Origin of the sequence: Roseovarius maritimus, from assembly GCF_043355895.2 — a bacterium.
Taxonomy (GTDB): Bacteria; Pseudomonadota; Alphaproteobacteria; order Rhodobacterales; family Rhodobacteraceae; genus Roseovarius; species Roseovarius maritimus.
In genome coordinates this window covers 19579-43291 of record NZ_JBHFPF020000011.1, presented here as the reverse complement: position 1 = coordinate 43291, position 23713 = coordinate 19579, and the positions used below count along the sequence as shown (strand labels likewise).

Here is a 23713-nt window from a genome sequence, read left to right as displayed (position 1 = left end):
AACGTGCCGCGATTGCCATTCGTTCCGCCCGCGTCGGCAGGCGGGGGCTCAGGCGGCAGGGGCCGCCGCGCCGCGCAGGACCTGCGTGCCCGCGTCCGGGGCGAAGGCCGCCGCAATACCGTCAAGCCGCTCTTGCGCGTCGCGTGCCAGGCTCTGGCGATAGGAGGCCAGCACGGACCGGTCCGTGCCGCTTCTGAGCATTGCTTCCTCCAAAAGGGGGGGCGATCTGCACCGCCTCGGCGCAAAGGCGCCGATGGCCGCGCCCGTCGTGAGAATGCGCAGCCTGAACAGTCACTGTCGATTGACGTCGGGCGCCCGCGTGCCTACATCAAAGCCATGTTGGTCCATGCAAATCATTTTCGATTTCTACTGCTGACCCGCCCGCTTCCCCGGGCGGCATAGGCGCGGGCGCGCCTTTCCTCTCCTCCCGGGGCTCTTCGACAGTCTGAAACGACGAAATGGCACAAAGCGGCCGGGTGATACCTCATGATCGACATTCATATCCCATCCTATCCAGCCTTGGCGCGCGCGCCGGGCTAACTGCTGCGCGGCCGAGGGCACGCTGGTTGGCATGAGGCGCTTTGGCGCCCACGGGATGCCGCCAGGACCTGCGAGCACCCGTGAGGGTTCATAGCGTTGCCCGCCCGGTCTGATGCCTGCCTGCCCGCCTCTTTCGACCTTTTTCAATCAGAACCAGCCACATCATGAAAGGCACGTCAAAATGCTTTCTCCTCATACGAATATCGCTCCGAAAACCCGCGCGCGCCAGCCGCGCATTGTCCTGAACGCGGACGATCTGCCCCGTATCGAGGCGCTTGCCGACGGGGCGATGGTGCGCAATCCGGCACTGGCTGACCGTCTCTTCGACGAAATCAATCGGGCGCGGATTCTGCCTGCCTCCAAGATGCCCAAGGATGTGATCGGGATCGGCAGCACCGCCACGTACCGCGACGAGACCACCGGCCAGGAAAAGGCGTTTACGCTAGTCTATCCCGAAGATGCCGACATCGCTCTGGACCGTGTCTCGGTCCTCACGCCTATCGGGGTTGCCCTGTTGGGGCTTGCCGAGGGCGCGGCCTTTCATTGGGACACACGGGCAAACCAGCGCCGGACGCTCACGGTCATACGGGTCGAGCAACGTTCGAAATCCGGCGAAAGCTAAGCTGGCGGCACGAAGCCCGCCCGGAAAACGCGGCGCTTTTGCATCAGATGCGCCGGGGATGGCAGCGCGCCGCGCCATACCAATGACTTGCATTCAATCGGAGACAGCGAAATGATCTACGGCACCGACCGCGCGATTTGCAATAATTGCGACGAAGTCCTGCCGCGTGCAGCGGCTGGCCGCTGCCCGATCTGCCGGGCGGCGGTGGGCAGAGAAGAAGAGTCCGCTCCCGCCTGCCGTCAAAGCGGCGTCGCCGGTGCGGGCAGAGGGGCAGGGGGCTGCGCAATCTGTCAGCCCGCCGGACGGGACCAGTTAGGCTCGGACCACGGAAAAAGGATCAGGTCATGAGTGCGAAGCAACATCTATACCGGCTTTTCTGGCCCGGGCTTCTGACCGCACTCTGTCTGGGGTTGATCCTCTTTCCTGCGGCCACCGCCGGCTTGCCGGCGGATGGCGCGGCCCTGTCGCGCGGCCTGATGGCTACGGCCTATTTTGCGTCCGCCTGGCTGATCAGCCGGATTGCTGCGCTTGCGCTTGACCGGGCGCCGGGGCGGCGGCGGCCCTATCCGCGCCTTTTGACTGATATGATCACGGCGCTGCTGTTTACCGTCGCGCTCGTCGCGACGATCTCGCTTTTCATGGGGCAGGGCGCATTCGGCACGCTTGCGGGATCGGGCCTCGTGCTGGCGCTCTTGGGTTTCGCCATCCGCAACGTCGTCGCGGACATTTTGTCGGGAGTCGCGCTGGGGGTCGAAGGCCCGTTCCGCATCGGGGACTGGGTGGATATCGACACGCTGGCGCGCGGCAAGGTGATCGAGATCGGCTGGCGCACCACGCGGCTTCTGACCCGCGACGGCACTTATACCATCCTGCCCAACAGCCAAATCGCCCGGCAAAGCATCACCAACTATTCCGCGCCGCGGCCCGAATACCGCGCGCAGATCAGCATCACGCTGGATCACGGGATGCCCATTGCCAAGGCACGGCAGGTCATGCTGGACGCGCTCAAGACGGCCAAGCTTATCCAGCAGGAGCCGGGACCGGACGTGCGCGTGACCTCCTACGAGGAAGGCGGCATCACTTATGCACTGCGCTACTGGCTCTCGCGCTTCGATCGCGATATCGACTGCCGTGACGAGGTTTTCTCGCTTGTCGACGAAGCATTGCGCCAGGCTGGAAGCATCGCGCCTTATCGCCGGATCGAGGTTGTTCCGGCGGCGGCTCCTAAAAACGGGTGAGCACATTGAGAATGAGCCGGTCATGCGGCCCATGTGAAAGCAGCTGCATGTGATAGAACCGATATGCGGACGCATCCTTGCAAGATTGAAATGAAAGGCGTTTGAAATGAAAGTCGTTGTCATGGGGGCTGGCGTTATCGGCGTCACCACCGCCTATTACCTGGCCAAGCAGGGCGCCGAGGTCGTGGTCATTGACCGCCAGACCGGGCCGGGCCTCGAGACCAGCTACGCCAATGCGGGCCAGCTGAGCTATGGCATGTCCTCGCCCTGGGCCGCGCCCGGCATTCCGGTGAAGGCGGTCAAGTGGATGTTCATGAAGCGCCGCCCGCTCTTCATCTGGCCGCTCATCAGTCCGACCATGTGGAAATGGTGCGTGCAGATGTTGGGCAATTGTAATGAGGAGAGCTACCGGCGCAACAAGGGGCGCATGGTGCGCGTGTCGAGCTATTCGCGCGACGTCATGCCCGACCTGATCGCCGAGACCGGCATAGATTACGACGGGCGCGCGCAGGGCACGCTGCAGCTTTTCCGCACGGAAAAGCAGGTCAAGGCGTCCAAGGCGGATCAGGAGGTGCTGGCCGAATACGGCTCGCCCTACGAGGTGCTGGACCGGGACGAATGCATCAAGGCCGAGCCGGCCTTGGCCGAGGTGCGCGAGAAGTTCGTGGGTGGTCTGCGCCTGACGGCCGACCGCACCGGCGATTGCCGCATGTTCACCATCGCGCTGACCGAGAAATGCGCCGAGATGGGCGTCGAGTTTCACTATGGCCAGACGATCAAGGCGATCGCCGTCGAGAATGGCCGCATCGCCGGGGTCGATACCGAGATCGCCGGGCGCATCATCGGAGATGCCTATGTCTGCGCCATGGGCAGCTATGCGACCGCCGTGCTGACTCCCATCGGGGTCAAGCTGCCGGTTTATCCGGTCAAGGGCTACTCGGTCACGCTGCCGGTGACGGATGACGCCTTCGCGCCGCAATCCACGGTGATGGACGAGACGCACAAGGTGGCCATCACGCGCCTTGGCGACCGCATCCGCGTGGCGGGGCAGGCGGAGATCGCGGGCTATTCCGACCGGCTCGGGCCGCATGCCACCGACACCGTCAAGCATGTCATCGGCGATCTTTTTCCCAAGGGCGGCGATGTCAGCCGCGCCGAGGGCTGGACCGGCCTTCGCCCCATGACGCCCGATGGAACGCCCGTTCTGGGGCCGACGCAGTATGACAACCTCTTCCTCAATACCGGCCATGGCACGCTGGGATGGACGATGGCCTGCGGGTCGGGCCGCGCGGTTGCCGATGTCGTCCTGGGCAAGACGCCCGAGATCTCTTTCGATGGACTGACAGCGGCGCGCTATTCGAAGTGACAGCGCAGGCTCGAATTGTTTGCCCCCGCTTCGATCGCTTGAAGGGTGGGGGCAAACTCAACCATCCGGCAACAAACCCGCCGGAGCCGGGACCACTTCAGTGGCAGGACATGCAGCCGAGATGTTTACGCCGCCAAGGCCCGCAGCATCCAGGCGGATTTCTCATGGAAGTCGGCGCGTGTGGTCGCAAGGTCTGCTGTCACGGGATCGCCCGCGGTTTCCGCAATATCGACAAGCGCGCGCATCTGCGCTGACAACCGTTCATGGTCGAGAGCAAGATCCTCGAGCATGGCCTGCGCCGACAGATCTGCATCCGCATTCTGCCCGCCCGGTCCGGCGGCCAGGTCTGCGGGTTGGATCAGCGCGGGTTTGCCAAGCGCCCGAAGACGCTCGGCCAGAACATCGACGGCCGCGAACATGTCGGTATAGTGCGCCTCGGTCATGTCGTGAACCGAGACGAAGAGCGCGCCGGTGACGTTCCAATGATAGATTTGGGATTTCAGAACAAGGCGGTAGGTTGCCGCCACTGCGCCGGACAGCGCTTCTGTCAAAGATGCGACATTCGAAATCTCGGCCTTGGCGTCACGAGCCGCAGGGTTCTGTTTTGCTGCGGTGGTCATCGATGTCTCCTGTTCAAGAAGGTGAAAGATGCTGAAGTTTCCGTATCCAACGTCAGCCTGCCCCGCGTTGCGCAGGGCAGGGGAGGGGCTGCGTGGCGGCCCGCTTGCCGCTCCGGTCAGGCGGAGGCGATGCCTTGCCCGGCCATGCTTGCGCCTTGCGGCGCCTGATGTTCCGGACTGGCCATTGCGACGGGCCTTGTCCCATCGGCGGGGCGGCCCCGCGGGTGCCTGACGGCGCGGCGGATCTCGCTACGGCGGATACCGATATCCCAAAGCATCCGGTCATCCAGCGCCTCCAGCGCGGCAATCGCGCGGCGCTGGCGCCACAGGCGGCTCAAATGACGGATGACGGGGCCGAAAACACTCTGATTTTCGCCGGTTTTGTGCTCGTAAGCCGCGCGCTGAACCATTTCGCGTGTGATGTAGACTGACATTCCATACTCCAATTCAGAGACTGATACTGCCGAGACGTCAGACACCCTTCGGTTGCGGTGAGCGCAATAGCTCACTCACCCCGGGCCGGGTTCAAACGTCGCTTCATATGTGAGGTGAGATCGAAAATCCCCGAGGCGTGGAAAAGCCAACGGCCTTCCCGCCCGGGGCTACAGGCGGTTCAGTAGCTGTCCTGCGCGCTGCGCGGACCTCTTATGGAGGCTGTACATCGTCATGCTCTTTAGATGGCCATGGGGCAGGTCGCTTTCAAGCGATCCCGCCAGACGTTTGCGCGCTGTGACCTTTATGGCACCACGCGCCGCAGCATCATATCAAAGGGTCTTCCTGCAACTGGACGAGGGCCATCTTGATCTGCCTCAGCAGCTCGGCACGATCAACGCCTTCCATGCCTTCGTCCGTGGCGCGCATGTAGTCCTTCTTGTCGTCGCGCCACTGCTCCAGCATCCTTATCTTGCGGTCACGGCTGAGACTGTCGTCGCGCAGCAGATCTGCGGGTGTCTCGTATTTGCCGAAATATGCCATGTCGGGTCTCCTCTCGATCGACCTGCCGCCAGTCTGCGCGCGCGACCGGCTATTGTCCAACGCGGCAATGCCCGGCGGGTTTCGCGCGAGGGCCAATATCCGGCCATCATAATGCGCAGGTCTCTTTCACATGCTGCTCGAAAAAGTCCGAGAATGCGGCGACGCGCAGGGGCAGCTGGTTGTAGGGCGGATAGTAGAGCGTCAGCCAGATCTCGGAGATCTCCCACTCGGGCAGCACCTGCACCAGCCGCCCCGCCTCCAGATCGCGCGCGACGATGAAGCGCGGCAAAAGGGCGATGCCCTCGCCGTTCAGCGCCAGCTGGGCCAGCAGATCGCCATTATTGGCGCTGAGCGTGCCCGTGACCTTGTGCCGGGCCTCCACCGCGTTTCTCGACAGCTCCCAAACCTCTTCGCGCGCATCCGACTGGTAGCAGAGGCAGGAAAACTCCGTCAGCTCCTCGGGGCTTTTGGGCTGGCCGTTGGCCCCGATGTAGTCGGCCGAGGCGACCAGAACGCGCGGCACCTTGCAGATCTTGCGCCAGATGGTCGAGCTGTCGCTGGGCGGTCCCGAGACGCGGATGGCGAGATCGAAATCCTCCTCGACGATATCCACGAAACTGTCCGACAGATGCACGGCGACATGCGTTTGCGGGTGCAGCGTGGCGAATTGCGACAGTACGGCGGGCAACACTTCGATGCCCAGCGACAGCGGGGCGCTGATGCGGATGCGCCCGGTCGTCATGCCCTGCGCCTCGCGCGTCTCAATCATGGCCTGCGCCAGCCCCTCGGCCAGCGGCGCCACGCGCGCGGCATAAAGCGCGCCGGCGGAGGTCAGCGACACCTGCCGCGTCGTGCGGACCAGAAGTTGCAGATCCAGTTTCTCCTCCAGCGCCGCGACGGTCCGCGTGACGGAGGCGGGCGTCATGCCCAGACGGCGGGCCGCCCCGGCAAAGCTTTCCAACTCGGCCACGGTAAGGAAGACGCGGATGGATTCAAGCTCGCCCATGCGGTCATCATTACGCTCATTGCAATGGTGAATGCAAGATTATGCCCGTTCTCAGTAATTCCGGTAGCCCTTAAGTTCTGGCTCAAGCAAGATCACTCAATCAAGGAGCCAGCCATGCTCACCCAGATCAAAGGATTGCACCACGTCACATCGATGGCGGCGGATGCGCAGGAGAATAACGCGTTCTTTACCAAGCTGCTCGGGATGCGCCGGGTCAAGAAGACCGTCAATTTCGACGCGCCCGATGTCTATCATCTCTATTACGGCGACGAGACCGGCACGCCCGGCTCGGTCATGACGTATTTCCCGTTTCCGCATATCGCACCGGGCCGCCATGGCACCGGCGAGGTGTCGGAGACCGCCTTCGCCGTGCCCGTGGGCGCGCTGGACTACTGGCGCGAGCGTCTGTCGGCGGCCGGTGTGGAGGGCCTTGAAACAGCTGAGCAATTCGGCGAGGCGCGCCTGCGCTTTCACGGGCCGGACGGCGACGGCTTTGCGCTGGTCGAGGTGCTTGGCGACACGCGCGCGCCGTTTGATGGCGGCCCGGTGCCCGCAGACAAGGGCATTCGCGGCTTTCGCGGCGTGACCATGCGGTTGCGCGATGCGGATTCCACGGCGCAGCTCCTGACCTTCATGGGCTACCGCGAGATTGCCCGCGAGGGCGCGCTGATCCGCATGGGGATCGAGGGCGGCAATGGCGCCGATGTCATCGACCTCGAGGCGCTGCCGGATGAGGGCCGCGCCCGCGAAGGCGCCGGATCGGTCCATCACGTCGCCTTTGCGGTCGAAAACCGCGAGGCGCAGGCCGAGGTGCGCCGCGCGCTGCTTGATGCTGGCGCGCATGTCACGCCGGTCATCGACCGCGATTACTTCTGGGCGATCTACTTCCGCACCCCCGGCGGGGTGCTGTTCGAGATCGCCACGAACGAGCCCGGTTTTGACCGGGACGAAGACCCCGCCCATCTGGGCGAGGCCCTGAAACTGCCGGAGCAGCACGCGCATCTGCGCACCCGCCTTGAGGGAACATTGCCACCTCTGGCGGATTGAGCCTTCGAGATCTGGCAAACACGCAACCAAAGGAGACTGAAAGTGTCCGTCAAACTCGCAATCCTCTACTATTCCACCTACGGCACCAACCACCAGATGGCCGAAATCGCCGCCGAGACCGCCCGCGAGGCGGGCGCCGAGGTCCGCCTGCTGAAGGCGCCCGAGACCGCGCCCCAATCGGTGGTCAACGGCCAGGACGCCTGGAAGGCGCAGGCCGAGAAAACCGCCGACATCCCCGAGGCCACGGTCGAGGACATGGAATGGGCCAACGCCTATCTCATCTCGGCGCCGACCCGCTTTGGCGTGGTGGCCAGCCAGATGCGCGCCTTCATCGACACGCTGGGCGGCATCTGGTCGAAGGGCGGGCTGGCGAACAAGCCGGTCACGGCCATGACCTCGGCCCAGAGCGTGCATGGCGGGCAGGAAACGACGCTGCAATCGCTCTACACCACCGTGATGCATTGGGGCGGCTTCGTGGTGGCGCCAGGCTATACCGATGAGATCCTCTTCAAGACCGGCGGCAACCCCTATGGCTACAGCCACACCGCGGGCGAGGATTTCTCGGACGATGCCCGCGCCGCCATCGCGCACCAGACCCGCCGCCTCGTCGAGGTCGCGGCCAAGCTGGCGTAACGGCGACCCGGCCCTGCCAAACGCCCTGCCTGCGCCACGCTCGGGCAGGGCCCCCTTATCGCCGTTGAAATGCTGCCCGCTGAATGGCGCCGACCTGTCTGGCCAAGCGGCCATACCTTGCCTCATAACGGAGGGTGACATGCCTCAAGTCTCGACGTTTCAAACCGGCCTTGCCAACCCGCCCCCATAGCAGGCCCGCGAGGCGCAGCGCTTTGGCACGCGGGTGCATGTCGGTGACGGCACGCGCGCGGGGGTGCTGGATGCGGCAGGCGCCGCAACCGCCCGGGCCATCGTCGTGGCCACGGACGATCCTGAGACGACTCTGCGCATCGCGCGGATGGTGCAGGTGCGCTATGCGGGGGCTGCGCTGATGGTGCGCGCCCATGATCGCATTCAGGCCGTCCGGCTGGCCGGCGCCGGGATACCCGCGGGCGCCATCACCCGCGAGACGGTGCTGTCTGCGCTGGCACTGGGCGAGGTGACGCTGCAAAGCCTCGGCTATTCGATGGATGACGCGCGCGGTATCGTGGCCCGTGTGCAGGAGCGCGTTGCCGCCCGCCTTGCCGATCAGGTCGTCGCCGGGCGCGACGCGGCCGCGCGCGATGCCATCGTCGCCGCCATCGCGCCCGAGCCGCTGTCGAGCGGCGCTGAAAAATAGAGCGCGCTGGGGGTGTGGGCGGGGCAGGGGACTAAAGCCCGGCGGCCTTGGTCAGATTGACCCGGAACCTATCCCTGCGCCGCTGGTATCGGCGGGTCATCTCGGTGGATGCGTGGCCAAGGTGTTTTTGAACATAGCGCTCATCCACCTCGGCAGAGCTGGCTAGACCCGCACGCAAGCTGTGGCCGGAATAGAGCGCAAGACGCTCCTTTTCCGGCAGCTCCGTCCGGATGCCGGCGGCCAGCACGCACCGCTTGATCAGCCGCGCGACATGCTTGTCACTCAGGCGCGTCTCAAGGGCCTTTGAGCCGTCGCGCGAACTGCGCGTGAAGACGGGGCCGAAATCGATCCGGGCGAAGTGCAGCCATTGCTCCAGCGCATGAACGGGGCAGGTCTGCGCGCTTAAGCCGCGGCCGATCTCGACCTCGCGCCAGCCGGTCTTTGCATTCAGCGTCAGCAAGGCACCCTGCGGCATGATCTCGATCCAGCCGCCGCTGTCTGGCGTGTCGTCCTTGCCCATATCGAGGCTGACGATCTCGGCGCGGCGCAGGCCGCCCGCATAGCCAAGCAGCAGGATCGCCCGATCGCGCAGCCCCCGCAAATCAAAAGGCAGCGTGGCGACCATAGCGAGGATATCCTCGCGCAAGATCGCCTCTTTTTGCACCGGCGGCTTGCCATGCTTGCGCTTGATCCCCGCAAGGATTGCCGCGATGTGTCGGTTCTTGCGATCAAGAGCGAACCCCCGCTGCGCATAGTTCCACCCAAGGCCCGACAGGCGGCGCTCTATGGTCGAGACCGAAAGGGCAGGGGCCCGCCCCTGCGGCGCGGCCAGATCTGCAAGATAGAGACCGATCAATTCGGGCGAGGGCGGCAGGGGGTCCGTCCCTTTCATCCGGCACCAGCGCGCATAATGCGCCCAATCCTTGGCATAGGCTTTCAAGGTGTTCTCGGACGCCGCCGCGCGCGCATAGTCCCGCGCCGTGCCGACAAGGCAGTCAAGCGTGCCGGACCCTGCCAGATGCGCGGGCAGGGCGATGCCATCGCCCGTCTCGTGACCTCTCTCGCCGCCGCCTGCATCCTCAGACGGGGCGGCGAGCGATGATGTCGATGTCTCGTCTCTTGCGGTCATCTTTCCCCCCGAAAATTCCCGAATTTTGAGCCTGCTTGCGATCTATCTCATAGTGTCCGATAATGCAAACTTATCGGACGTAAAATAGACCAATAAGTTGGGGCGGTTATCGAACTAAATGGTAGGCAAAAGCGCCGTTGTCAGATAGACTCTGAACATGAAATCCGAGCGCATCATCCACGGTCCGAGCCTCAATACTTTACCTCTTATGCCGGCCTGGGTCACTTCTGCACGTGGCGAAACCCTTGAAGATGTGGCGTTCTTGTCGGGTGCGGCGCTAAGTCATCTGCATCTTGTGTTGGGGGGAGACGATGCCCCCCAGGCCTTGTTGCGGGAGCGGCTGGCACTGCGTGCTGCAGAGACCTGTGTCGCGCATTCGGGTCGGGTCGAAAGGGCAGGGGAGCTGCGCGACGCATTAGCGTTTCTCCAGCCCGGCGACCAACCCGGCCCGGCGGGCGGCACTTACCTCTCTTGGCGGCGCGCGGTCGAGCGGCCGGTGTCTGTGAAGGCGCTGCACCGAGCGTTGCCGAATCTAGAGCCGGACCAGATTGCGACTTGGCTCAACGGGTGCGACCCGCGTGACGGGTGCGGCCGGCGCGGGGCGGGACAAGGGACGCCCGTTTTTCGCGCGGCGTTCGTCCTAAAGGCTGTTCTCGACGACAATCCACGGGCGCACACGACAGCGATGATCTTCGCCGATGCTGCGCTCGCCCAATCCCTTGGCTGGTCACATATCTTACCGTTCCTAACGCTTGGTCTCAAACGCCGCGATCTACATTCGCCGGGTGAAGAACTTCGGATGGCCTGTCATCGGGCTATTGTAAGCGCAGCGAGCGAGGTGGACCGCGAGGTGGTCGACTTGGCGCGCCGCGCCGCGCGGCTGCAAGATGTCACTTCAAAATTGCGAGCCAAGGGGGCCGAGGAAGCGGTGAAGATGTTCCTGACCCGCGACACTGTTGCGCCGACGTCGCTGACCTCACTGCGGTCTGACCGCGCGGCCCGCCGGTTCTGCGACCGGCTTGTGGAACTGGGCGCCGTGCGCGAGTTGACCGGGCGCGAAACCTTCCGACTCTACGGGGTGTGAGCATGGCCAAGGATCGACCTGAGCCGGACCTCGACCCTGAGCTTGCCGGCCTGTCGCCCGAGCTGCGTTGGCGGGAATGGATGCGCCGGATCGAGGCGGTGCTCTTCGCCTCTGCCTCTCCGGTGCCGCGGGAAGACCTTGCGCGCGTCGTGGGCCAGGGGGTATCGGTCGACCTGTTGATCGAGGATCTGACCGCCGATCTTGAGGGCCGGGCGTTCGAAGTCGCTAAGGTCGCCGGCGGCTGGATGTTCCGGACGCGACCCGCCTACGCGCCCGCGATTCGGGTCGCGGCGGACGTCAGTGAACAAGTGCTGGGCCTGAACGAATTCGATGTCGCGGTGCTGGCCGCCATCGCCTGGCACCAGCCGATCACCCGAGACGGGCTGAAGGATATCTTCGGCAACGAGATCAGCCGCGATCTGATCGGAAGGCTGCGTACGCGGGGATTGATCGGAACAGGCCCGCGCTCCCCTCGGCACGGAGCGCCCTACACCTACGTGACGACAGAGCAGTTCCTCGTAGTCTTCGATCTGGAGACGCTACAGGAGCTTCCGAATTGCGAGCAGCTCGAGGACGCGGGTATGAGTTGCTGACGCGGCGCTCTCAACTTGTTGCTCTGACAGCACAACGCTCTCGATCTTCTCGGTTCGTGGCGCTAGGCTAGCTGTGCAGGACTGCCTGTCTGGGAGATGTGCGCATGGCCAGAGAACGACTGGACGAAGCCGAACGAATACTTGCGGCCTATACTCAGAAATATGGGCTGAGTGATGAAGCAAGGGAATACTTCGCGAAATGGTGTGACCCGAAGGATGGTGGAATAATATCCTCAGAGTCAAAAGCTGCACATCCATCCACTAGAAATAGTAGCCAATAGTGCACTGAATTGATGTGATGAACCGCCCCGGTTTTTCCGGAGGCTGATTACTCCGTTTCACGCGACTTTATCGAACTCGTTACGGTGTTCATAGAACTTCTCCTCGGCCTCAACGGGCGGGATGTTTTCGATGGGTTGCAGCAGGCGGCGATTGTTGAACCAGTCGACTCATTTCCGGGTTTCCCACTCGACCGCATCCGCGGTTTTCCACGGCCCCAACCGATGAATGACCTCCGCCTTGAACAGCCCGATGATCGTCTCGGCCAGGGCGTTGTCATAGCTGTCACCCGCACTTCCGACCGAGGGTTCGATCCCGGCTTCCGCCAGGCGCTCGGTATAGCGGATCGACACGTACTGGCCGGTCCCGATCAGCCCCTGCGCATTCAGCCGTCCGATCAGGTCGCGGGGGATTTCGCGCCCGAAGATCTCTTTCAGCCCGGCGCGCGTGATCGGCTGGTGCCAGGCGATGGCGGCCAGAACGGCGGCGTCGAATTCGCGCAGGTCGAGATCCTGCGCACCGAGGTCCGCCGCCGCCCGGATCACCGGGGCATAGGCGGGTCGGGTGCGCAGCATCCAGCCATCCATCGGGGGTGATTTCAAAGGGGCGCCCCTTCAGGTCCGCCGCCAGATCCTTGAGCAGCAAGTCGGCCGATTCCCCGTGCCCCATGATCCACGCCAGGTCTTCGCGCGGCACCGGTGCGGCAGAGGCAAACAGCACCGCCTCGATCCTGTGCATCCACTCGCGCCAGCGCAGGTCGGGCGGCAGACCGGCCAGCTCACGGTCGAGATCGGTCAAAACGGATCGATGATGCGCGCGCCGGTCGGGGCAAAGTCAGTGCCATTGCCGGTCACCACCGTCGCATCTCTGGATAATGCCTGCGCCGCAATCATCAGATCCGCCCCGGCATGGCCGATCAGGGCCGACAATTCGCCCCAGACCAGCGCATCCGGCGCCGTGAAGTCGAGCACCCGGTCGCCGAACACCGCCACCGTCCGCTCCAGCCAGTGACGCAGATCCTGCGCAAAATCCGGATCGCGCCCTTCCTGCCGGCGGATGCCGCGCTCGATCTCGCCCAGGGTGATGACACTCAGGAACAGATCGGCCTCGGATTTCCCAGCCAGCCAGGCCGCCACTTTCGGCGCGCGCCCAGCCCGCCGGACGGCCGAAATCACGTTGGTGTCGAGGATGTAAATCAAAACGCGACATCCCGCGGCGCTGCTTCGGCCCGCTCGACCTCACCCCCCGGAAAGGCCAGAAGATGCTCGGTGAAACTCTCGCGGCGAGCCTGTGCCGCCTTGACCAGCCGATGATACTCCTCGGCCGAGACCACCACCACCGCCGGTTTACCCCGGCGCGAGACCTCCTGCGGTCGGCCGGCCAGGGCGGCTTCGACCACCGCGCTGAACCGGTTCTTGGCGTCGTGCAGGGTTAACATGTCATTCTCCTATCTAGCTATCTATCTAGATAATGCTTCCTGGGTTCAAAAGCAATGCTCACACCCCGTACAGTCGGAACGTGGCGCGCCCGGTCAACTCGCGCACCGCCCCGAGATCGACCAACCGGTCACACAGACGCCGCGCCGCGCGATTCGACAGCGGCAACGCAGCCGCCGCCACCGCGTCGCGACGCAGGAACAGCTCCACCGCCTCGCCTGCCGCTTTCGCGCGCAGCTTCGGCGCGACGGCGTTAAGCCGGGCGGCCCGGCTGGTGTGATCCCCGGCCATACGGACGCCATCGACGGCGGAGGCGATGACCGCACGACAACAGGCCAGACGCAGGCCGTCGCCGCGCTTGCGCAGACCGGCCCGCTTCAGGCCCGCCGCCAGAAGCGGGATTAGGTGATTCCAACCCAAGGCCCGCGCCAGCGCGGCGGCGGCCAGGATCAGCCCCACGGGCATTGTCATGTTGTTGTCGCGCGACGTGACCAAGACCTATTTTCCCCTCATGCGGTCACTTCGGCGTCATAGTCGTTCCACAGGCTGAGCGCATCAGCCCGGGCGCGGCGGTAAGATACTGTAGAAAGACGATGGCGTTTGGGACGAAAGATGGTGGTGGTTTGGTCATGGACCGATAGAAAACGCTGCGCCTGACGTGGGGATTTGAAACCTCCCAGGATCTTTTCTCGTCGTCGTGTGTGCCGATCCGATGCCTCGGAACGGTTATTCAACCCTTTGTGCGAGCGGTGATCGACGCCAGAACAAAGGTCTCGGACGGCGACGCCGTAGCTCCGCAGCTTGTCGGTCACGAGGACACGTTGCATGCCCCATCGCTTCATCAGTCTCTTCAGAAAGCGCTTGGCAGAACGGGTGTTTCTGCGGCTCTGCACCAGAATTTCCAGCACATCACCATTCGCATCGACTGCACGCCAAAGCCAGTGCTTCTTCCCTCGTATTGGGATCACGACCTCGTCAAGATGCCATTTGTCAGCTGGTGTCGGCCGGTCGCGACGGATCTTGGCGGCGATCTGCGTTCCAAACCTTTGGCACCACACACGAATGCTTTCATACGAGACGATCACGCCCGCTCGGCCAACACATCCTCGACATCGCGCAGGCTCAGAGCAAACCGATGGTACGCCCAGACGGCATAGGAGATGATGGACCGAGGGAACCGGAAGCCCTTTGGGCGAGGCTGTAAAACTTGGCTGATCATATGCAAGCGCTATGCATGCAGCCGGGTCACGTCAATAACCTGACATTGCCGTTTTCATGGATCATGACTACCTAGCGTAGCTCAAGGGATCAAGTTCGGAAACGGCGTCGAGGTGACAGACGCCACAGAAACCAGCGCCGCCTGATCAGGCCGCGTCACCCAGATTTAACCATAGCACTTCTTCTCAGCCTCAGGACCTATTCTTGCCTTATCAACTCGCCTACGTAAGCTACTCTCGATCACCGCTCGATCAGGCGACTTTGTCTGACATCCTAGAGATCTCAGAGCGCAACAACGCGAGAGACCAGATTACCGGTGTTCTCATGTATCATGATCAACTTTTTTTCCAGATTTTGGAGGGAGAGCAAACCGCAGTCGAAGATTGCTATTACAAGAGGATTCATCACGATCACCGTCACACCGGCTTGTCTCTCACTTGGTGCGATGCAGTCGATAGCCGAACATTTTCGGACTGGTTGATGAGGTATGCTGGGCCTGACGAAATTGGCCAGTATACCAAAGGGACGTTTCACTCCTTGGAGCAGTTGAAGAGCGACAACGGCTTGAACGAGCCTGGCAAACATTTGGCCTTGGAGCTTGCTCTTTCAGTATTCAAAAACGTTAGATCTTACATACCCGCGAGTTAGTATCAGACTCGCTGCCACAAGCGAATACCCCCGCCTACATAGTGGAGCTGGGGGTAAGCTTTGGAGAGTCGTAGGTAGATGGGGTGGTTGCCGCCCTCCCCCAGACGGCATCGTAATGTGCCAAGAAGGTGGTCTGAGTGAAATGAAGCTATAGGTCTCCGGTGAACCCGACGCGGTTCAAAGAGTGGAGAAGCGAACGGTCGATCATCGTTTCTTTAATCTACTAAAAAGGTTTAGAGGTTCCTCGTTGATCCGTGGCAGGAACCAAGTCAGCAGTCCCGCCAGCGGCAGGAAAGAGCAGATTCGATAGACGGCCTCGACGCCATAGCTGTCAGCCAGCACACCAAGAAACGCCGCCGCGACACCAGCAAGTCCAAAGTTCAACCCGTAGAACAAGCCGCCGATCAGGCCAATCCGATTGGGCAGAAGGTCCATCGCATAGATCAAGATCGAGGCAAAGGCGCTGGCCATGATCAGATTGATCATGATCGTCAGTACGCCTGTCCAGAACAGATCGGCATAGGGCAGGATAAGCGTCAAAGGCAGCGGGCCGAGCACCGAGATCCAGATGATCCTATATCTGCCAATCCGATCGCCGACGATCCCGCCGATCAGAACACCCACCGCTGCCGCCAGCAGGAATACGAATAGCATCAGCTGCGACGAGGGGATGGAAAGATCAAACCTCTCGATGAGGTAGAAGGTATAGAATGATCGGAAGCTCTCGTTGTAGGTATTCTTGGTGAACATCAGAAAGGTTAACACGGCCAGGCCGATTCCAACGGTCAGCGGCGCGTGCGTGACCGTCTCGCCGCCGGTGTTTCTGCGGGCCCGCAGCGCTGCGAAGTCGGCGCTCAGCTGTCGCTGTTTGCTGCCGATCCATGTCAACAGCATCATGGCCAAAAGGGCGGTGACGGCAAAGCAGGCAAGGCTCGGCTGCCCCCATGGCACGACGATCAGCGCCGCAAAAACCGGCCCGAGGGCCCCGCCTGCCTGCCCGCCGACCTGGAAGATACCTTGAGCCAATCCCTGCCTTCCGCCGGCAGCATAGCGGGCGGTGCGGGTTGCCTCCGGGTGGAAGATCGACGAGCCGATGCCGATCAATGCCACCGAGACCAATATCATCCCATAGCCGTGTGCAAACGCCAGGCTGACCAATCCCGACAGGGTGAACATCATCCCCACCACCGGCGAATAAGGGGCAGGATGGCGGTCGGTCGCCATGCCGACTACGGGCTGCAGCAAGGCTCCGGCGATCTGGAATGTCAGTGTGATCATACCGATCTGAACGAAGTTCAGTGCATACGCCTCCTTGAGAATTGGATAAGCCGCCGGGATAAGTGATTGCATCATGTCGTTCAGAAGATGTGTCACCCCCAGTACTGCCAGCACGGCCAAATGGGTTCCGGAGCGGGTCGCGGTCGTCATGTCAGGAGTCTTTCTCGTTCAGGGCGCCGACGGAGTTGTAGTCAATTGCTCATACCCTGCTGATGGTCGCAAGAGGTCAGGCCCGCACGATTGTTTGTTGCCGTGGAAGAGGTCGTCGCGCGGCCGCGCTGAGGGCCTCATGTGCTAAGCACACGTTCCGACGACAATGGAGTGACGGACGGATACCATCGCTTCACTGAGCGCAGCGCCGAGACGTCTGAAGCGCGCAGGTCCCAATGCATTTAGAGCCTTGCTGATGCGGCAATCAATCTAAAACGGGGGCTTCCCCGAGGCATTTCAATCCAAGCCTAAGAGTTGCATTTGCTCTGGTGCTGCCTGTCTAATCGTAGCAGCGGCACTCTGTCGTCGACTCTCCTCCTGCTCGGAATCGATAGACTTCCACCACCAACGCCAGGGCGGCAGTGAATTCGAAAACGCACCGCCCCGTCTGTCGAGCTTGCCATCAATTCAATGCCGCCACAGAGACGCCGGCTCATCCATTTTTCAAACTGCGGCGCGGTTCTTACGCATCTTTCCAATAGTCGTTTGCCGCTGCAACAGTTGCGAAATGAGTTGCCACAACCTGGCTTGACGCGATCAGGGCGGCGAAATCTTCGGCATATTCGGGGCGCAGTCTGTCGCGGATTTCGGCGTCTGGCTGGGTCATCTTGACCGCGACGCGCGCCATCTTCACCGCCAGCTCATAGCCCTCTTCGGGCGTTGCCGTTTTCAGGGTCGGTAGCCATGTCGTCATCTTCATCTCCTTTGGTTTCAAGTGGGGGATCGGGTATCAGAACGCGTTCAGCATTGCCAATGGGATCCTCGAATTGATCGTGGCGCAGCGCCCATGCGAATGCGGCAAGGCCGATCAGGCCCATGGTGATCGACATCGGGATGAGGACGAGCCAGCTCATTCATCAAGCCGCCGGATCGCCTTGTAGGCGTGCCATGTGCCATGGCCCAGAACCGGGAACACCACCGCCAGCCCCAGAAGGCCGGTCAGCGCGCTCAGCGTCAGACCGCCCGCGACGATGGCGGCCCATGTCAGCGCGGGCTTCAGGTTGTGCGTCGTCATGGCGAAGCTGAGGCCAAGGGCGGTCAATGCGTCGCGCCGCTCGGCCATGATCATGGGAATTGAAAAGAGGCTCAGCGCGAAGGCGAAGGCGGCAAAAAGTCCCCCAATCGCGGTCCCAACCACGATCAGAATCCAGCCCCTGGTTGTGGTCAGGACGTTGACGAACGCATCTTCGGCGCCCGGAAAGGGCGCAAGGCCGAAGAAAAGCGCATAGAGCAGATCGGCAATCCGGATCCAGAACAGCACCAGCATTCCCAGCATCAGCCCCGCAAAGGCCAGCTGCCCCAGCGGTACGCCCCTGACCAAGAGCATGCGCATCAGGCCGATGCGTGCGCCTTCCTCGCGGGCGCGGCTTTTCTCGTAGAGACCAATGGCAAAGAAAGGTCCGACGATCAGGAACCCCGAAATCATCGGAAGCGCGAGATAGAGAAGCCCCACCGAGGCAAGTGTCCAGAGGATCGCGTAGGACAAAAGCACCACAAAGATGCCATAGATCAGACTTTGCGAGAGGCCCGCGCGAAAATCGCTCCACCCGGCGCCGAGCCAGGCGAAGGCCGCAGTCGCAGGCAGGGACCGGGCCAGTGCCGAAGCTGGCCTGTCAGGGGCGCGAAGTGTCGGAAGAGGTTCCAGCATGTCTGACCTTTCAGCAGGCGGGTTTGGCGGCGGCAGCGCGCTCGGACAATGTGCAATCGGGCTGCGAGTCCATGGCGACAGCAATCAGATGCGCGTTGGCCGCGATGAAGAGGCCGATCGCCAGAAACGCGCCGCTGATGGCTAATCTGCGCTGCTGGGCCCCGGTCATTCCTGCGCCTCCGGAATCTCATCGGCGAGGGTCGAGACATACAGCGCGAGCAGGTTGATTTCGGCATCGGACAATCGGCCCGACCATGCAGGCATCACGCCCTGCCGGCCGTTGCGCAGCGTGTTCAGCACGCTGGCGCGATCCTGGCCGTAGATGACGGCATCGTCGATCAAAGATGGTGCTCCGATCATCAGCCCACCTTCGCCGTTTTCGGCGTGGCAGGAGCTGCAATTATCCGCAAATAGCGCAGCATCGGGACTCTCGGGATCCGCGCCTCCGCCGGGAAGCGACGTGACGTAGTCGGCTAGCGCGCTGATCTCGCCCCGCTCCATCCAGTCAAAGGACGGCATCTGCGCGAACCGCGCATCATCGCCAGTGCCGTTGATGCCGACATGTAGCGTTTCCGCAATTGTCGCCGGATCGCCCCCCCAGAGCCAATGCCCATCGTTCAGCACTGGAAAGCCGGGGCCGCCGCCGCCATCGGCGCCATGGCAGGCGGCGCAGTTGTCCTGATAGAGCCGGTCCGCTGCCGCCATAGCGGGCGGCATCAAGCTCTCGTCGGACTTGAGCGCCGCGAAATCCCCCTCTTTGAAACGGGCTAGCCAGTCGTCACGCTCGGCGCTAATGGCGCGGTACCGCTCGACCGCCATGTCGCCCTGATCCAGCCCCAGAAGGCCACGGGTGTAATCCTGCCCCAAGGGCCAGGCCGGCAGCAGCACCCAGGCGATGACGGAATAGACAAATGTCAGGACCAGTGCCCAGATTGCGATCTTTGGAAAGGGTGTGTTCAGCTCGCGGATGCCATTCCAGTCATGGCCGGTGGTGTCGTATCCGGTGACGGGGTCGACCTCGCGATGCCCGGTATGCGGATCAACCTCATTGCTGCCTTCGGCATTGAGGCGCGGATCGTCGCTCATCTCGCGTCCTCCCCTGCTTGGTCGGGCAGGATGGAGCGGGCCGCCCTTTCGTGGTCCGCGCGGCGCTTGGGATTATAGGTGCGGATCAAGACGATGATGAAAAAGCCCATCATCCAGATCGGGCCGAATGTCTTGGCGATCAGAACGAGCGTGTCGTGACTCATTGCGTCTCTCCTGCCAGCAATTCGTAGGGCGCATCGGTCAGCGTGCCGAGCGATTGCAGATAGGCCACGACCGCATCCATTTCCGTCAGGCGGGCCGGATCACCGTCGAAGGCGCGCACTGCGACACCCTCGCCATAGCGCTCGCGCACGGCGTCACCTGCCTCCGTATCTGGCTGGCTTTGCCCCCTCGCATCGGCAAGGGCGGCCTCGACCATCCCCCAATCATAGGGCACGCCCAGCGTCGCCAGCGTGGCCAGTTGGTCGCCTAGCAGGTCTGTATCCAGATCCCGGCTCAGCCACGGATAGGCAGGCATGATCGATGCGGGCACGACGCTGCGCGGGTCGATCAGATGCGCGCTGTGCCAGGCGTCGGAATACTTCTCGCCCAGGCGCGCCAGGTCGGGGCCGGTCCGTTTCGACCCCCAGAGCATGGGGTGGTCATAGGCGCTCTCGGCGGCCAGCGAATAGGGGCCATAGCGATCGAGCTCGTCCGCGAGGCTGCGCACCATCTGGCTGTGACAGGCGTAGCATCCCTCGCGGATATAGATCTCGCGTCCCGCCAGTTCCAGCGGGGTATGCGGGCGCATGTCGTCCGGTATCTCAACCGTCTCGTCGATAGTGAACAGTGGCGCGATCTCGACTATCCCGCCGATGGATGCGGCCACGATGATGCCGGCCACCAGACCCATCGACATCTTTTCAAGGTTGTAGTGAAGTTTGAGCATAGCCTACTCCGCCGGTTGCGGTTTGAGGGGCACATCGCGCGGCTCGGCCATATAGGGCGCGCTGCGGAAGGTGGCGAGGCAGTTCAGCGCGCAGACGACGGCCCCTGTCAGGAACAAGCCCCCGCCTATGGTGCGGATCAGGTAGTAGGGCGCCATCGCCTCGACCGATTGCACAAAGCTGTAGGACAGCGCGCCATTGTTGTCATAGGCGCGCCACATCAGCCCTTGGGTGATGCCCGCATTCCACATCGCCACGACGTAGACCAGCGTGCCCCCCACGGCGAGCCAGAAGTGCCACTCGATCGCGCGGGGCCATGCCATCGTCTCGCGGCCTGAAAGTTGCGGGACCATCGTGTAGATCGCGCCGAAAATGATCATCGCCACCCAGCCCAGCGTGCCGGAATGGACGTGGCCGACGGTCCAGTCTGTATAGTGGCTGAGCGAGTTGACGGGGCGGATCGCCAGGAACGACCCCTCGAAGGTCGAAAGGCCATAGAACACGGCGGCGACGAACATGAATCGCAGCGTCGCGTCGTCGCGCACCTTGTGCCAGGCGCCGTTCAGCGTCGCTATGGCGTTGCCCGCCGAGGCCCAGGACGGCACCAGCAGCATCACCGAGAACGTCATGCCAAGCGTTTGCACCCAATAGGGCAGGGCGGTGTAATGCAGGTGGTGCGAGCCGACCCAGATATAGAAGAACACGATCCCCCAGAAGCTAAGGATCGACAGCCGGTAGGACCAGATCGGACGCCCCGACCTTACCGGCAAATAGTAGTAGAGCATCCCCAGAAATCCCGAGGTCAGGAAGAACGCGACCGCGTTATGCCCATACCACCACTGGATCATTGCGTCCTGCACACCCGCCCAGATCGTAAAGCTGTCGGCGGCGTTCCAGCGCACGGGAAGGGCCAGGTTGTTGACGATATGCAGCATCGCGACGATCAGGATGAAGGCCATGTAATACCAGTTCGCCACATAGATATGTGGCTCGTGTCGCCGTGCGAGAGTGCGGATATAAACGGTGAAATAGACAACCCAGACGATCACCAGCCAAATGTCGGCATACCACTCCGCCTCGGCGTATTCCTTGGACTGCGTGCTGCCCATCAGGTAGCCGCTGACCGCCCAGAGGCAGAAGAGATTGAACCCGATCAGCACGAACCAGGGGCTGATCGCATCGGCCAATCGCGTCCGCGCAGTGCGTTGCAGCACATAAAACGAGGTCGCAATCAGGGCGTTGCCACCAAATCCGAAGATGATGCCTGTGGTGTGCACGGGCCGCAGCCGTCCAAAGCTGGTCCATGGAAGGGCGGGTGTGCCTTCGGGCCAGTAAAGTAGCGCGGAAACCCACACGCCAACCGCCATCGCGACGATGGCCCAGATCAGCGTCATAATGACGCCAAAGCGTGTCGGCCCGTCGAAATAGCGGTCATGCCGCTCGGGTCCGGGCGCGTCATCATAAAGTGCGCCGCCTGTGCGGAAGATCAGGAACAGCCCGAGTGCCAGCGCCATGGCGCCATGGATGGCCATGACGCCTTTTCCGGCAGCAGCGGCCATGATGAATCCCATCACTGCCAATGCGATCGACAAGGCGAAAGCAATCTGGCGTTCAAAGCTGCTGAGCGTTCCGGCTGGTGTCATTTCAGTGCTCCTTCAAGGTCAGCCGGCCGCGCGAGCGCGATATCCGCCAGACTTGCACGATCAAGATCCTCAAAAAACGCTGCCTCGGCAGAGCGAAGCCGCGCCTTTAGCTTGCAACGGTCGTCAATGACGCACTCGCCTCCCCCCGGCGTAAAACACTCGACCAGCGGCTGCCCGTCCTCGAGAAGACGGATAACTTGTCCCAGACGGCTATCGCCCGCGCCGCGCGCCACCATACCGCCGCCGCTGCCGCCACGCCTGGTCACGACGATGCCGCCGGGAGACACCCGCTGCATGATCTTGGACAGGTGATGCCGCGAAATGCCGAATTCGGTTGCAAGGTCAGAGGTCGAAAACCCGCGCTCTGGTGCGCTGGCCATTCGCGTCAGCATCCGCAAGCCATAGTCCGTGAACGAGGTAAGACGCATCTGGAAATTCTCTATTAAATCAGTATTTCAAATACTGATTAACATGAATGCCGCTATTTGCAAACCTCAACCCTGGTGACGTGCTCGTTTATCGTTCGTCACATCATCGACGGCGAGAGCCTACGCTAAAAATCGAGGACGGCGCGGTTGCGAGCGTTGTGGCGCACGTCCTCATGAGTTTGGCGCCATAGGCAAAGGCTGAACGTGTCGGGTAGTTTGGACAGCCTCGGTGTTCAGCTGCGCCTTGTTTGCCAGATGGCTCATGATGATCCAGTCTGCCGGCGACTTATGTCTATGCTTGGGGTAGGCGCGGTGGTCGCGCTAACCTACCGATCAGCTGTCGATGATCCGTCCTGATTCACAACCGCCTGATCGCGCCGACAGCGGGCGAGGTGCTAGTCGACGGTGAAAACATCCTGGACTATGACGAGAAGAAGCTGCGAGACCTGCGCCAGCATCGCATGTCGATGGTGTTTCAGAAATTCGCGCTGCTGCCGCACCGCACCGTTCTGGAGAATGCCGGCCTTGCGCCCGCGGTGGACGGCAAGACAAGAAGAAATACGCCGAGGAAGCCACCAAGTGGCTGGACCGTGTCGGGCTGTAAGCGCAGGGAAACCAGTATCCCGCCCAGCTGTCGGGTGGCATGCAGCAGCGCGTCGGCATCACCCGCGCGCTGACCTCGAACAGCGACATCATGCTGATGGACGAGGCGTTCTCAGCGCTCGATCCGCTGATCCGCACGGACATGCAGAATCTGCTGATCGATTTGCAGCGCGAGCTGCAAAAGACCGTTGTATTTATCACCCACGACCTCGACGAGGCGCTGAAGCTGGGCGACCACCTGGTCATCCTCAAGGACGGTTTCGTCGTCCAGCAGGGCGAGCCGCAAGACATCCTGCTGAACCCGAACGACCCCTACATTGAGGATTTCGTCGCAGACATCAATCGCGCCCGTGTGCTGCGCGTTCGCTCGGTCATGGAGGAGCGAGCCGACGCGCGGGACGATGTGGCCGGCGACGTGGACCATGACGACACCCTGGAATCCGTAATCGCCGCATCGGGCGGCGACACCACCCTGCGCTACCGCGTGACGCAGGACGGCCGCCAGGTGGGTGTGCTGAACATGCGCGCCCTAGTGCGGGCGCTGGTGTCCTCGGGCGGCTCCGAAGGGATCGCGGCACGGGCAAACGAAGAGGCGTGAAGCAAGCGCGTTCCGGCATGGTGCCGAAATGCCTTCCGGGCCGCGTCAAAGCACGAGCGGGCCGAAGCCGATGATCAGGTAGACCACGGTCAGGATCGCCACGTAAGGCAGCACGGCGCGGGTGATCCGTTTGATCGGCAGGCCCGCGGTGGTCGAGGCGACGAAGAGGTTGCTCATCATGATGACCAAGAGCAATGTTCGCCAAATGGGCCTTCGCCACTGCCAAGCGCGTTTTCCATG

The 23713-nt window shown here is 62.5% G+C and carries 27 protein-coding genes and 6 pseudogenes; 10 read left to right on the top strand and 23 right to left on the bottom strand.

Going from position 1 to position 23713, the window contains the following annotated elements; genetic code table 11:
- Nucleotides 1-48 precede the first annotated feature (48 nt).
- Nucleotides 49-201 (bottom strand): hypothetical protein, encoded by a 153-nt coding sequence (locus tag ACEWPM_RS16420; protein ID WP_393963503.1) that lies wholly within the window; start codon nt 199-201, stop codon nt 49-51.
- Nucleotides 202-721: 520 nt separating this feature from the next.
- Between ACEWPM_RS16420 and rnk the strand changes: the two genes are divergently transcribed.
- The 3 genes from rnk to ACEWPM_RS16405 all read left to right on the top strand — a co-directional run bounded on the left by rnk (nt 722) and on the right by ACEWPM_RS16405 (nt 3766).
- A complete protein-coding gene (gene rnk, locus ACEWPM_RS16415) occupies nt 722-1162 on the top strand; it encodes a nucleoside diphosphate kinase regulator (RefSeq protein WP_393963504.1) in 441 nt (146 codons plus the stop codon).
- 344 nt (nt 1163-1506) lie between these two features.
- Nucleotides 1507-2400 carry a mechanosensitive ion channel family protein gene (locus ACEWPM_RS16410; RefSeq protein ID WP_393963505.1) on the top strand — a complete coding sequence of 298 codons (894 nt, stop codon included), beginning with the start codon at nt 1507-1509 and terminating at the stop codon, nt 2398-2400.
- Between the two features lie 106 nt (nt 2401-2506).
- The gene (locus ACEWPM_RS16405; protein WP_393963506.1) at nt 2507-3766 is read left to right on the top strand and encodes a D-amino acid dehydrogenase; all 1260 of its coding nucleotides are present in this window, start codon (nt 2507-2509) and stop codon (nt 3764-3766) included.
- A 125-nt stretch (nt 3767-3891) separates the two neighbouring features.
- Here ACEWPM_RS16405 and ACEWPM_RS16400 read toward each other — a convergent pair whose 3' ends face one another.
- The 4 genes from ACEWPM_RS16400 to ACEWPM_RS16385 form a co-directional block, all read right to left on the bottom strand.
- Nucleotides 3892-4386, bottom strand: coding sequence for a Dps family protein (locus ACEWPM_RS16400; RefSeq protein WP_393963507.1), 495 nt, complete (start codon nt 4384-4386; stop codon nt 3892-3894).
- Nucleotides 4387-4502: 116 nt separating this feature from the next.
- Nucleotides 4503-4820, bottom strand: a complete 318-nt coding sequence (locus ACEWPM_RS16395; RefSeq protein WP_393963508.1) for a DUF1127 domain-containing protein — start codon at nt 4818-4820, stop codon at nt 4503-4505.
- Between the two features lie 325 nt (nt 4821-5145).
- Nucleotides 5146-5361 carry a hypothetical protein gene (locus ACEWPM_RS16390; RefSeq protein WP_393963509.1) on the bottom strand — a complete coding sequence of 72 codons (216 nt, stop codon included), beginning with the start codon at nt 5359-5361 and terminating at the stop codon, nt 5146-5148.
- Nucleotides 5362-5467: 106 nt separating this feature from the next.
- Nucleotides 5468-6367 (bottom strand): LysR family transcriptional regulator, encoded by a 900-nt coding sequence (locus tag ACEWPM_RS16385; RefSeq protein WP_393963510.1) that lies wholly within the window; start codon nt 6365-6367, stop codon nt 5468-5470.
- Between the two features lie 114 nt (nt 6368-6481).
- Between ACEWPM_RS16385 and ACEWPM_RS16380 the strand changes: the two genes are divergently transcribed.
- The 3 genes and pseudogenes from ACEWPM_RS16380 to ACEWPM_RS16370 form a co-directional block, all read left to right on the top strand.
- Nucleotides 6482-7414: a ring-cleaving dioxygenase gene (locus ACEWPM_RS16380; protein WP_393963511.1), complete on the top strand. Its 933-nt coding sequence runs from the start codon at nt 6482-6484 to the stop codon at nt 7412-7414.
- A gap of 42 nt (nt 7415-7456) precedes the next feature.
- A complete protein-coding gene (wrbA, locus tag ACEWPM_RS16375; RefSeq protein WP_393963512.1) occupies nt 7457-8047 on the top strand; it encodes an NAD(P)H:quinone oxidoreductase in 591 nt (196 codons plus the stop codon).
- 205 nt (nt 8048-8252) lie between these two features.
- Nucleotides 8253-8705 (top strand): annotated as a pseudogene (locus ACEWPM_RS16370) (NAD-binding protein); the annotation flags it as partial.
- Between the two features lie 31 nt (nt 8706-8736).
- Here ACEWPM_RS16370 and ACEWPM_RS16365 read toward each other — a convergent pair.
- Nucleotides 8737-9834 (bottom strand): tyrosine-type recombinase/integrase, encoded by a 1098-nt coding sequence (locus tag ACEWPM_RS16365; protein WP_393963513.1) that lies wholly within the window; start codon nt 9832-9834, stop codon nt 8737-8739.
- A gap of 157 nt (nt 9835-9991) precedes the next feature.
- Between ACEWPM_RS16365 and ACEWPM_RS16360 the strand changes: the two genes are divergently transcribed.
- Nucleotides 9992-10918: a DUF1403 family protein gene (locus ACEWPM_RS16360; protein ID WP_393963514.1), complete on the top strand. Its 927-nt coding sequence runs from the start codon at nt 9992-9994 to the stop codon at nt 10916-10918.
- 2 nt (nt 10919-10920) lie between these two features.
- Nucleotides 10921-11511, top strand: coding sequence for an SMC-Scp complex subunit ScpB (gene scpB / locus ACEWPM_RS16355; protein WP_393963515.1), 591 nt, complete (start codon nt 10921-10923; stop codon nt 11509-11511).
- 338 nt (nt 11512-11849) lie between these two features.
- On the opposite strand, the pseudogene ACEWPM_RS16350 reads toward scpB (ACEWPM_RS16355), so the two are convergent.
- The 6 genes and pseudogenes from ACEWPM_RS16350 to ACEWPM_RS16325 all read right to left on the bottom strand — a co-directional run.
- Nucleotides 11850-12149, bottom strand: a pseudogene (locus ACEWPM_RS16350) (integrase core domain-containing protein); the annotation flags it as partial.
- Nucleotides 12150-12528: pseudogene (gene scpB / locus ACEWPM_RS16345) on the bottom strand (SMC-Scp complex subunit ScpB); the annotation flags it as partial.
- Between the two features lie 56 nt (nt 12529-12584).
- Nucleotides 12585-12989, bottom strand: coding sequence for a type II toxin-antitoxin system VapC family toxin (locus ACEWPM_RS16340; protein ID WP_393963516.1), 405 nt, complete (start codon nt 12987-12989; stop codon nt 12585-12587).
- On the bottom strand, nt 12986-13228 hold the full coding sequence (locus ACEWPM_RS16335; RefSeq protein WP_393963517.1) for a type II toxin-antitoxin system Phd/YefM family antitoxin: 243 nt from the start codon (nt 13226-13228) through the stop codon (nt 12986-12988). Before ACEWPM_RS16335 ends, ACEWPM_RS16340 begins: the two co-directional genes overlap by 4 nt.
- A gap of 58 nt (nt 13229-13286) precedes the next feature.
- A pseudogene (locus ACEWPM_RS16330) lies at nt 13287-13679 on the bottom strand (DUF1403 family protein); the annotation flags it as partial.
- 56 nt (nt 13680-13735) lie between these two features.
- Nucleotides 13736-14445: pseudogene (locus ACEWPM_RS16325) on the bottom strand (IS6 family transposase).
- A 203-nt stretch (nt 14446-14648) separates the two neighbouring features.
- Between ACEWPM_RS16325 and ACEWPM_RS16320 the strand changes: the two are divergent.
- Nucleotides 14649-15092 carry a BLUF domain-containing protein gene (locus tag ACEWPM_RS16320; RefSeq protein ID WP_393963518.1) on the top strand — a complete coding sequence of 148 codons (444 nt, stop codon included), beginning with the start codon at nt 14649-14651 and terminating at the stop codon, nt 15090-15092.
- 204 nt (nt 15093-15296) lie between these two features.
- Here ACEWPM_RS16320 and ACEWPM_RS16315 read toward each other — a convergent pair whose 3' ends face one another.
- The 10 genes from ACEWPM_RS16315 to ACEWPM_RS16270 all read right to left on the bottom strand — a co-directional run bounded on the left by ACEWPM_RS16315 (nt 15297) and on the right by ACEWPM_RS16270 (nt 22272).
- A complete protein-coding gene (locus ACEWPM_RS16315; protein ID WP_393963519.1) occupies nt 15297-16520 on the bottom strand; it encodes an MFS transporter in 1224 nt (407 codons plus the stop codon).
- A gap of 523 nt (nt 16521-17043) precedes the next feature.
- Nucleotides 17044-17274: a hexameric tyrosine-coordinated heme protein gene (locus ACEWPM_RS16310; RefSeq protein ID WP_393963520.1), complete on the bottom strand. Its 231-nt coding sequence runs from the start codon at nt 17272-17274 to the stop codon at nt 17044-17046.
- Entirely contained in the window at nt 17222-17434 is a 213-nt protein-coding gene (gene ccoS, locus ACEWPM_RS16305; RefSeq protein WP_393963521.1) for a cbb3-type cytochrome oxidase assembly protein CcoS, read from the bottom strand. The genes ACEWPM_RS16310 and ccoS overlap by 53 nt, the downstream gene beginning before the upstream one ends.
- Nucleotides 17431-18228, bottom strand: a complete 798-nt coding sequence (locus ACEWPM_RS16300) for a DUF2189 domain-containing protein (protein WP_393963522.1) — start codon at nt 18226-18228, stop codon at nt 17431-17433. The genes ccoS and ACEWPM_RS16300 overlap by 4 nt, the downstream gene beginning before the upstream one ends.
- Before the next feature lie 10 nt (nt 18229-18238).
- Complete coding sequence (locus ACEWPM_RS16295) at nt 18239-18397, bottom strand: hypothetical protein (RefSeq protein WP_393963523.1); 159 nt, start codon at nt 18395-18397, stop codon at nt 18239-18241.
- A complete protein-coding gene (ccoP, locus tag ACEWPM_RS16290; protein WP_393963524.1) occupies nt 18394-19314 on the bottom strand; it encodes a cytochrome-c oxidase, cbb3-type subunit III in 921 nt (306 codons plus the stop codon). Before ccoP ends, ACEWPM_RS16295 begins: the two co-directional genes overlap by 4 nt.
- On the bottom strand, nt 19311-19478 hold the full coding sequence (locus ACEWPM_RS16285) for a cbb3-type cytochrome oxidase subunit 3 (RefSeq protein ID WP_393963525.1): 168 nt from the start codon (nt 19476-19478) through the stop codon (nt 19311-19313). Before ACEWPM_RS16285 ends, ccoP begins: the two co-directional genes overlap by 4 nt.
- Nucleotides 19475-20203: a cytochrome-c oxidase, cbb3-type subunit II gene (gene ccoO, locus ACEWPM_RS16280; protein ID WP_393963526.1), complete on the bottom strand. Its 729-nt coding sequence runs from the start codon at nt 20201-20203 to the stop codon at nt 19475-19477. The genes ACEWPM_RS16285 and ccoO overlap by 4 nt, the downstream gene beginning before the upstream one ends.
- A gap of 3 nt (nt 20204-20206) precedes the next feature.
- Nucleotides 20207-21844: a cytochrome-c oxidase, cbb3-type subunit I gene (gene ccoN / locus ACEWPM_RS16275; protein ID WP_393963527.1), complete on the bottom strand. Its 1638-nt coding sequence runs from the start codon at nt 21842-21844 to the stop codon at nt 20207-20209.
- Nucleotides 21841-22272 (bottom strand): RrF2 family transcriptional regulator, encoded by a 432-nt coding sequence (locus ACEWPM_RS16270; RefSeq protein WP_393963528.1) that lies wholly within the window; start codon nt 22270-22272, stop codon nt 21841-21843. The genes ccoN and ACEWPM_RS16270 overlap by 4 nt, the downstream gene beginning before the upstream one ends.
- Before the next feature lie 362 nt (nt 22273-22634).
- Here ACEWPM_RS16270 and ACEWPM_RS16265 point away from each other — a divergent pair.
- Nucleotides 22635-23473: pseudogene (locus ACEWPM_RS16265) on the top strand (ATP-binding cassette domain-containing protein); the annotation flags it as partial.
- Between the two features lie 45 nt (nt 23474-23518).
- On the opposite strand, the gene ACEWPM_RS16260 reads toward ACEWPM_RS16265, so the two are convergent.
- Entirely contained in the window at nt 23519-23650 is a 132-nt protein-coding gene (locus ACEWPM_RS16260; RefSeq protein WP_420768031.1) for a hypothetical protein, read from the bottom strand.
- Between the last annotated feature and the right edge of the window lie 63 nt (nt 23651-23713).

Excerpts from the sequence above, each read along its gene's own strand:
- ACEWPM_RS16420 (WP_393963503.1), bottom strand. The coding sequence starts at position 201 with ATGCTCAGAAGCGGCACGGACCGGTCCGTGCTGGCCTCCTATCGCCAG.
- rnk (WP_393963504.1), top strand. The coding sequence starts at position 722 with ATGCTTTCTCCTCATACGAATATCGCTCCGAAAACCCGCGCGCGCCAG.
- ACEWPM_RS16410 (WP_393963505.1), top strand. The coding sequence starts at position 1,507 with ATGAGTGCGAAGCAACATCTATACCGGCTTTTCTGGCCCGGGCTTCTG.
- ACEWPM_RS16405 (WP_393963506.1), top strand. The coding sequence starts at position 2,507 with ATGAAAGTCGTTGTCATGGGGGCTGGCGTTATCGGCGTCACCACCGCC.
- ACEWPM_RS16400 (WP_393963507.1), bottom strand. The coding sequence starts at position 4,386 with ATGACCACCGCAGCAAAACAGAACCCTGCGGCTCGTGACGCCAAGGCC.
- ACEWPM_RS16395 (WP_393963508.1), bottom strand. The coding sequence starts at position 4,820 with ATGTCAGTCTACATCACACGCGAAATGGTTCAGCGCGCGGCTTACGAG.
- ACEWPM_RS16390 (WP_393963509.1), bottom strand. The coding sequence starts at position 5,361 with ATGGCATATTTCGGCAAATACGAGACACCCGCAGATCTGCTGCGCGAC.
- ACEWPM_RS16385 (WP_393963510.1), bottom strand. The coding sequence starts at position 6,367 with ATGGGCGAGCTTGAATCCATCCGCGTCTTCCTTACCGTGGCCGAGTTG.
- ACEWPM_RS16380 (WP_393963511.1), top strand. The coding sequence starts at position 6,482 with ATGCTCACCCAGATCAAAGGATTGCACCACGTCACATCGATGGCGGCG.
- ACEWPM_RS16365 (WP_393963513.1), bottom strand. The coding sequence starts at position 9,834 with ATGACCGCAAGAGACGAGACATCGACATCATCGCTCGCCGCCCCGTCT.
- ACEWPM_RS16360 (WP_393963514.1), top strand. The coding sequence starts at position 9,992 with ATGAAATCCGAGCGCATCATCCACGGTCCGAGCCTCAATACTTTACCT.
- scpB (WP_393963515.1), top strand. The coding sequence starts at position 10,921 with ATGGCCAAGGATCGACCTGAGCCGGACCTCGACCCTGAGCTTGCCGGC.
- ACEWPM_RS16335 (WP_393963517.1), bottom strand. The coding sequence starts at position 13,228 with ATGTTAACCCTGCACGACGCCAAGAACCGGTTCAGCGCGGTGGTCGAA.
- ACEWPM_RS16315 (WP_393963519.1), bottom strand. The coding sequence starts at position 16,520 with ATGACGACCGCGACCCGCTCCGGAACCCATTTGGCCGTGCTGGCAGTA.
- ACEWPM_RS16310 (WP_393963520.1), bottom strand. The coding sequence starts at position 17,274 with ATGACGACATGGCTACCGACCCTGAAAACGGCAACGCCCGAAGAGGGC.
- ccoS (WP_393963521.1), bottom strand. The coding sequence starts at position 17,434 with ATGAGCTGGCTCGTCCTCATCCCGATGTCGATCACCATGGGCCTGATC.
- ACEWPM_RS16300 (WP_393963522.1), bottom strand. The coding sequence starts at position 18,228 with ATGCTGGAACCTCTTCCGACACTTCGCGCCCCTGACAGGCCAGCTTCG.
- ACEWPM_RS16295 (WP_393963523.1), bottom strand. The coding sequence starts at position 18,397 with ATGACCGGGGCCCAGCAGCGCAGATTAGCCATCAGCGGCGCGTTTCTG.
- ccoP (WP_393963524.1), bottom strand. The coding sequence starts at position 19,314 with ATGAGCGACGATCCGCGCCTCAATGCCGAAGGCAGCAATGAGGTTGAT.
- ACEWPM_RS16285 (WP_393963525.1), bottom strand. The coding sequence starts at position 19,478 with ATGAGTCACGACACGCTCGTTCTGATCGCCAAGACATTCGGCCCGATC.
- ccoO (WP_393963526.1), bottom strand. The coding sequence starts at position 20,203 with ATGCTCAAACTTCACTACAACCTTGAAAAGATGTCGATGGGTCTGGTG.
- ccoN (WP_393963527.1), bottom strand. The coding sequence starts at position 21,844 with ATGACACCAGCCGGAACGCTCAGCAGCTTTGAACGCCAGATTGCTTTC.
- ACEWPM_RS16270 (WP_393963528.1), bottom strand. The coding sequence starts at position 22,272 with ATGCGTCTTACCTCGTTCACGGACTATGGCTTGCGGATGCTGACGCGA.
- ACEWPM_RS16260 (WP_420768031.1), bottom strand. The coding sequence starts at position 23,650 with ATGAGCAACCTCTTCGTCGCCTCGACCACCGCGGGCCTGCCGATCAAA.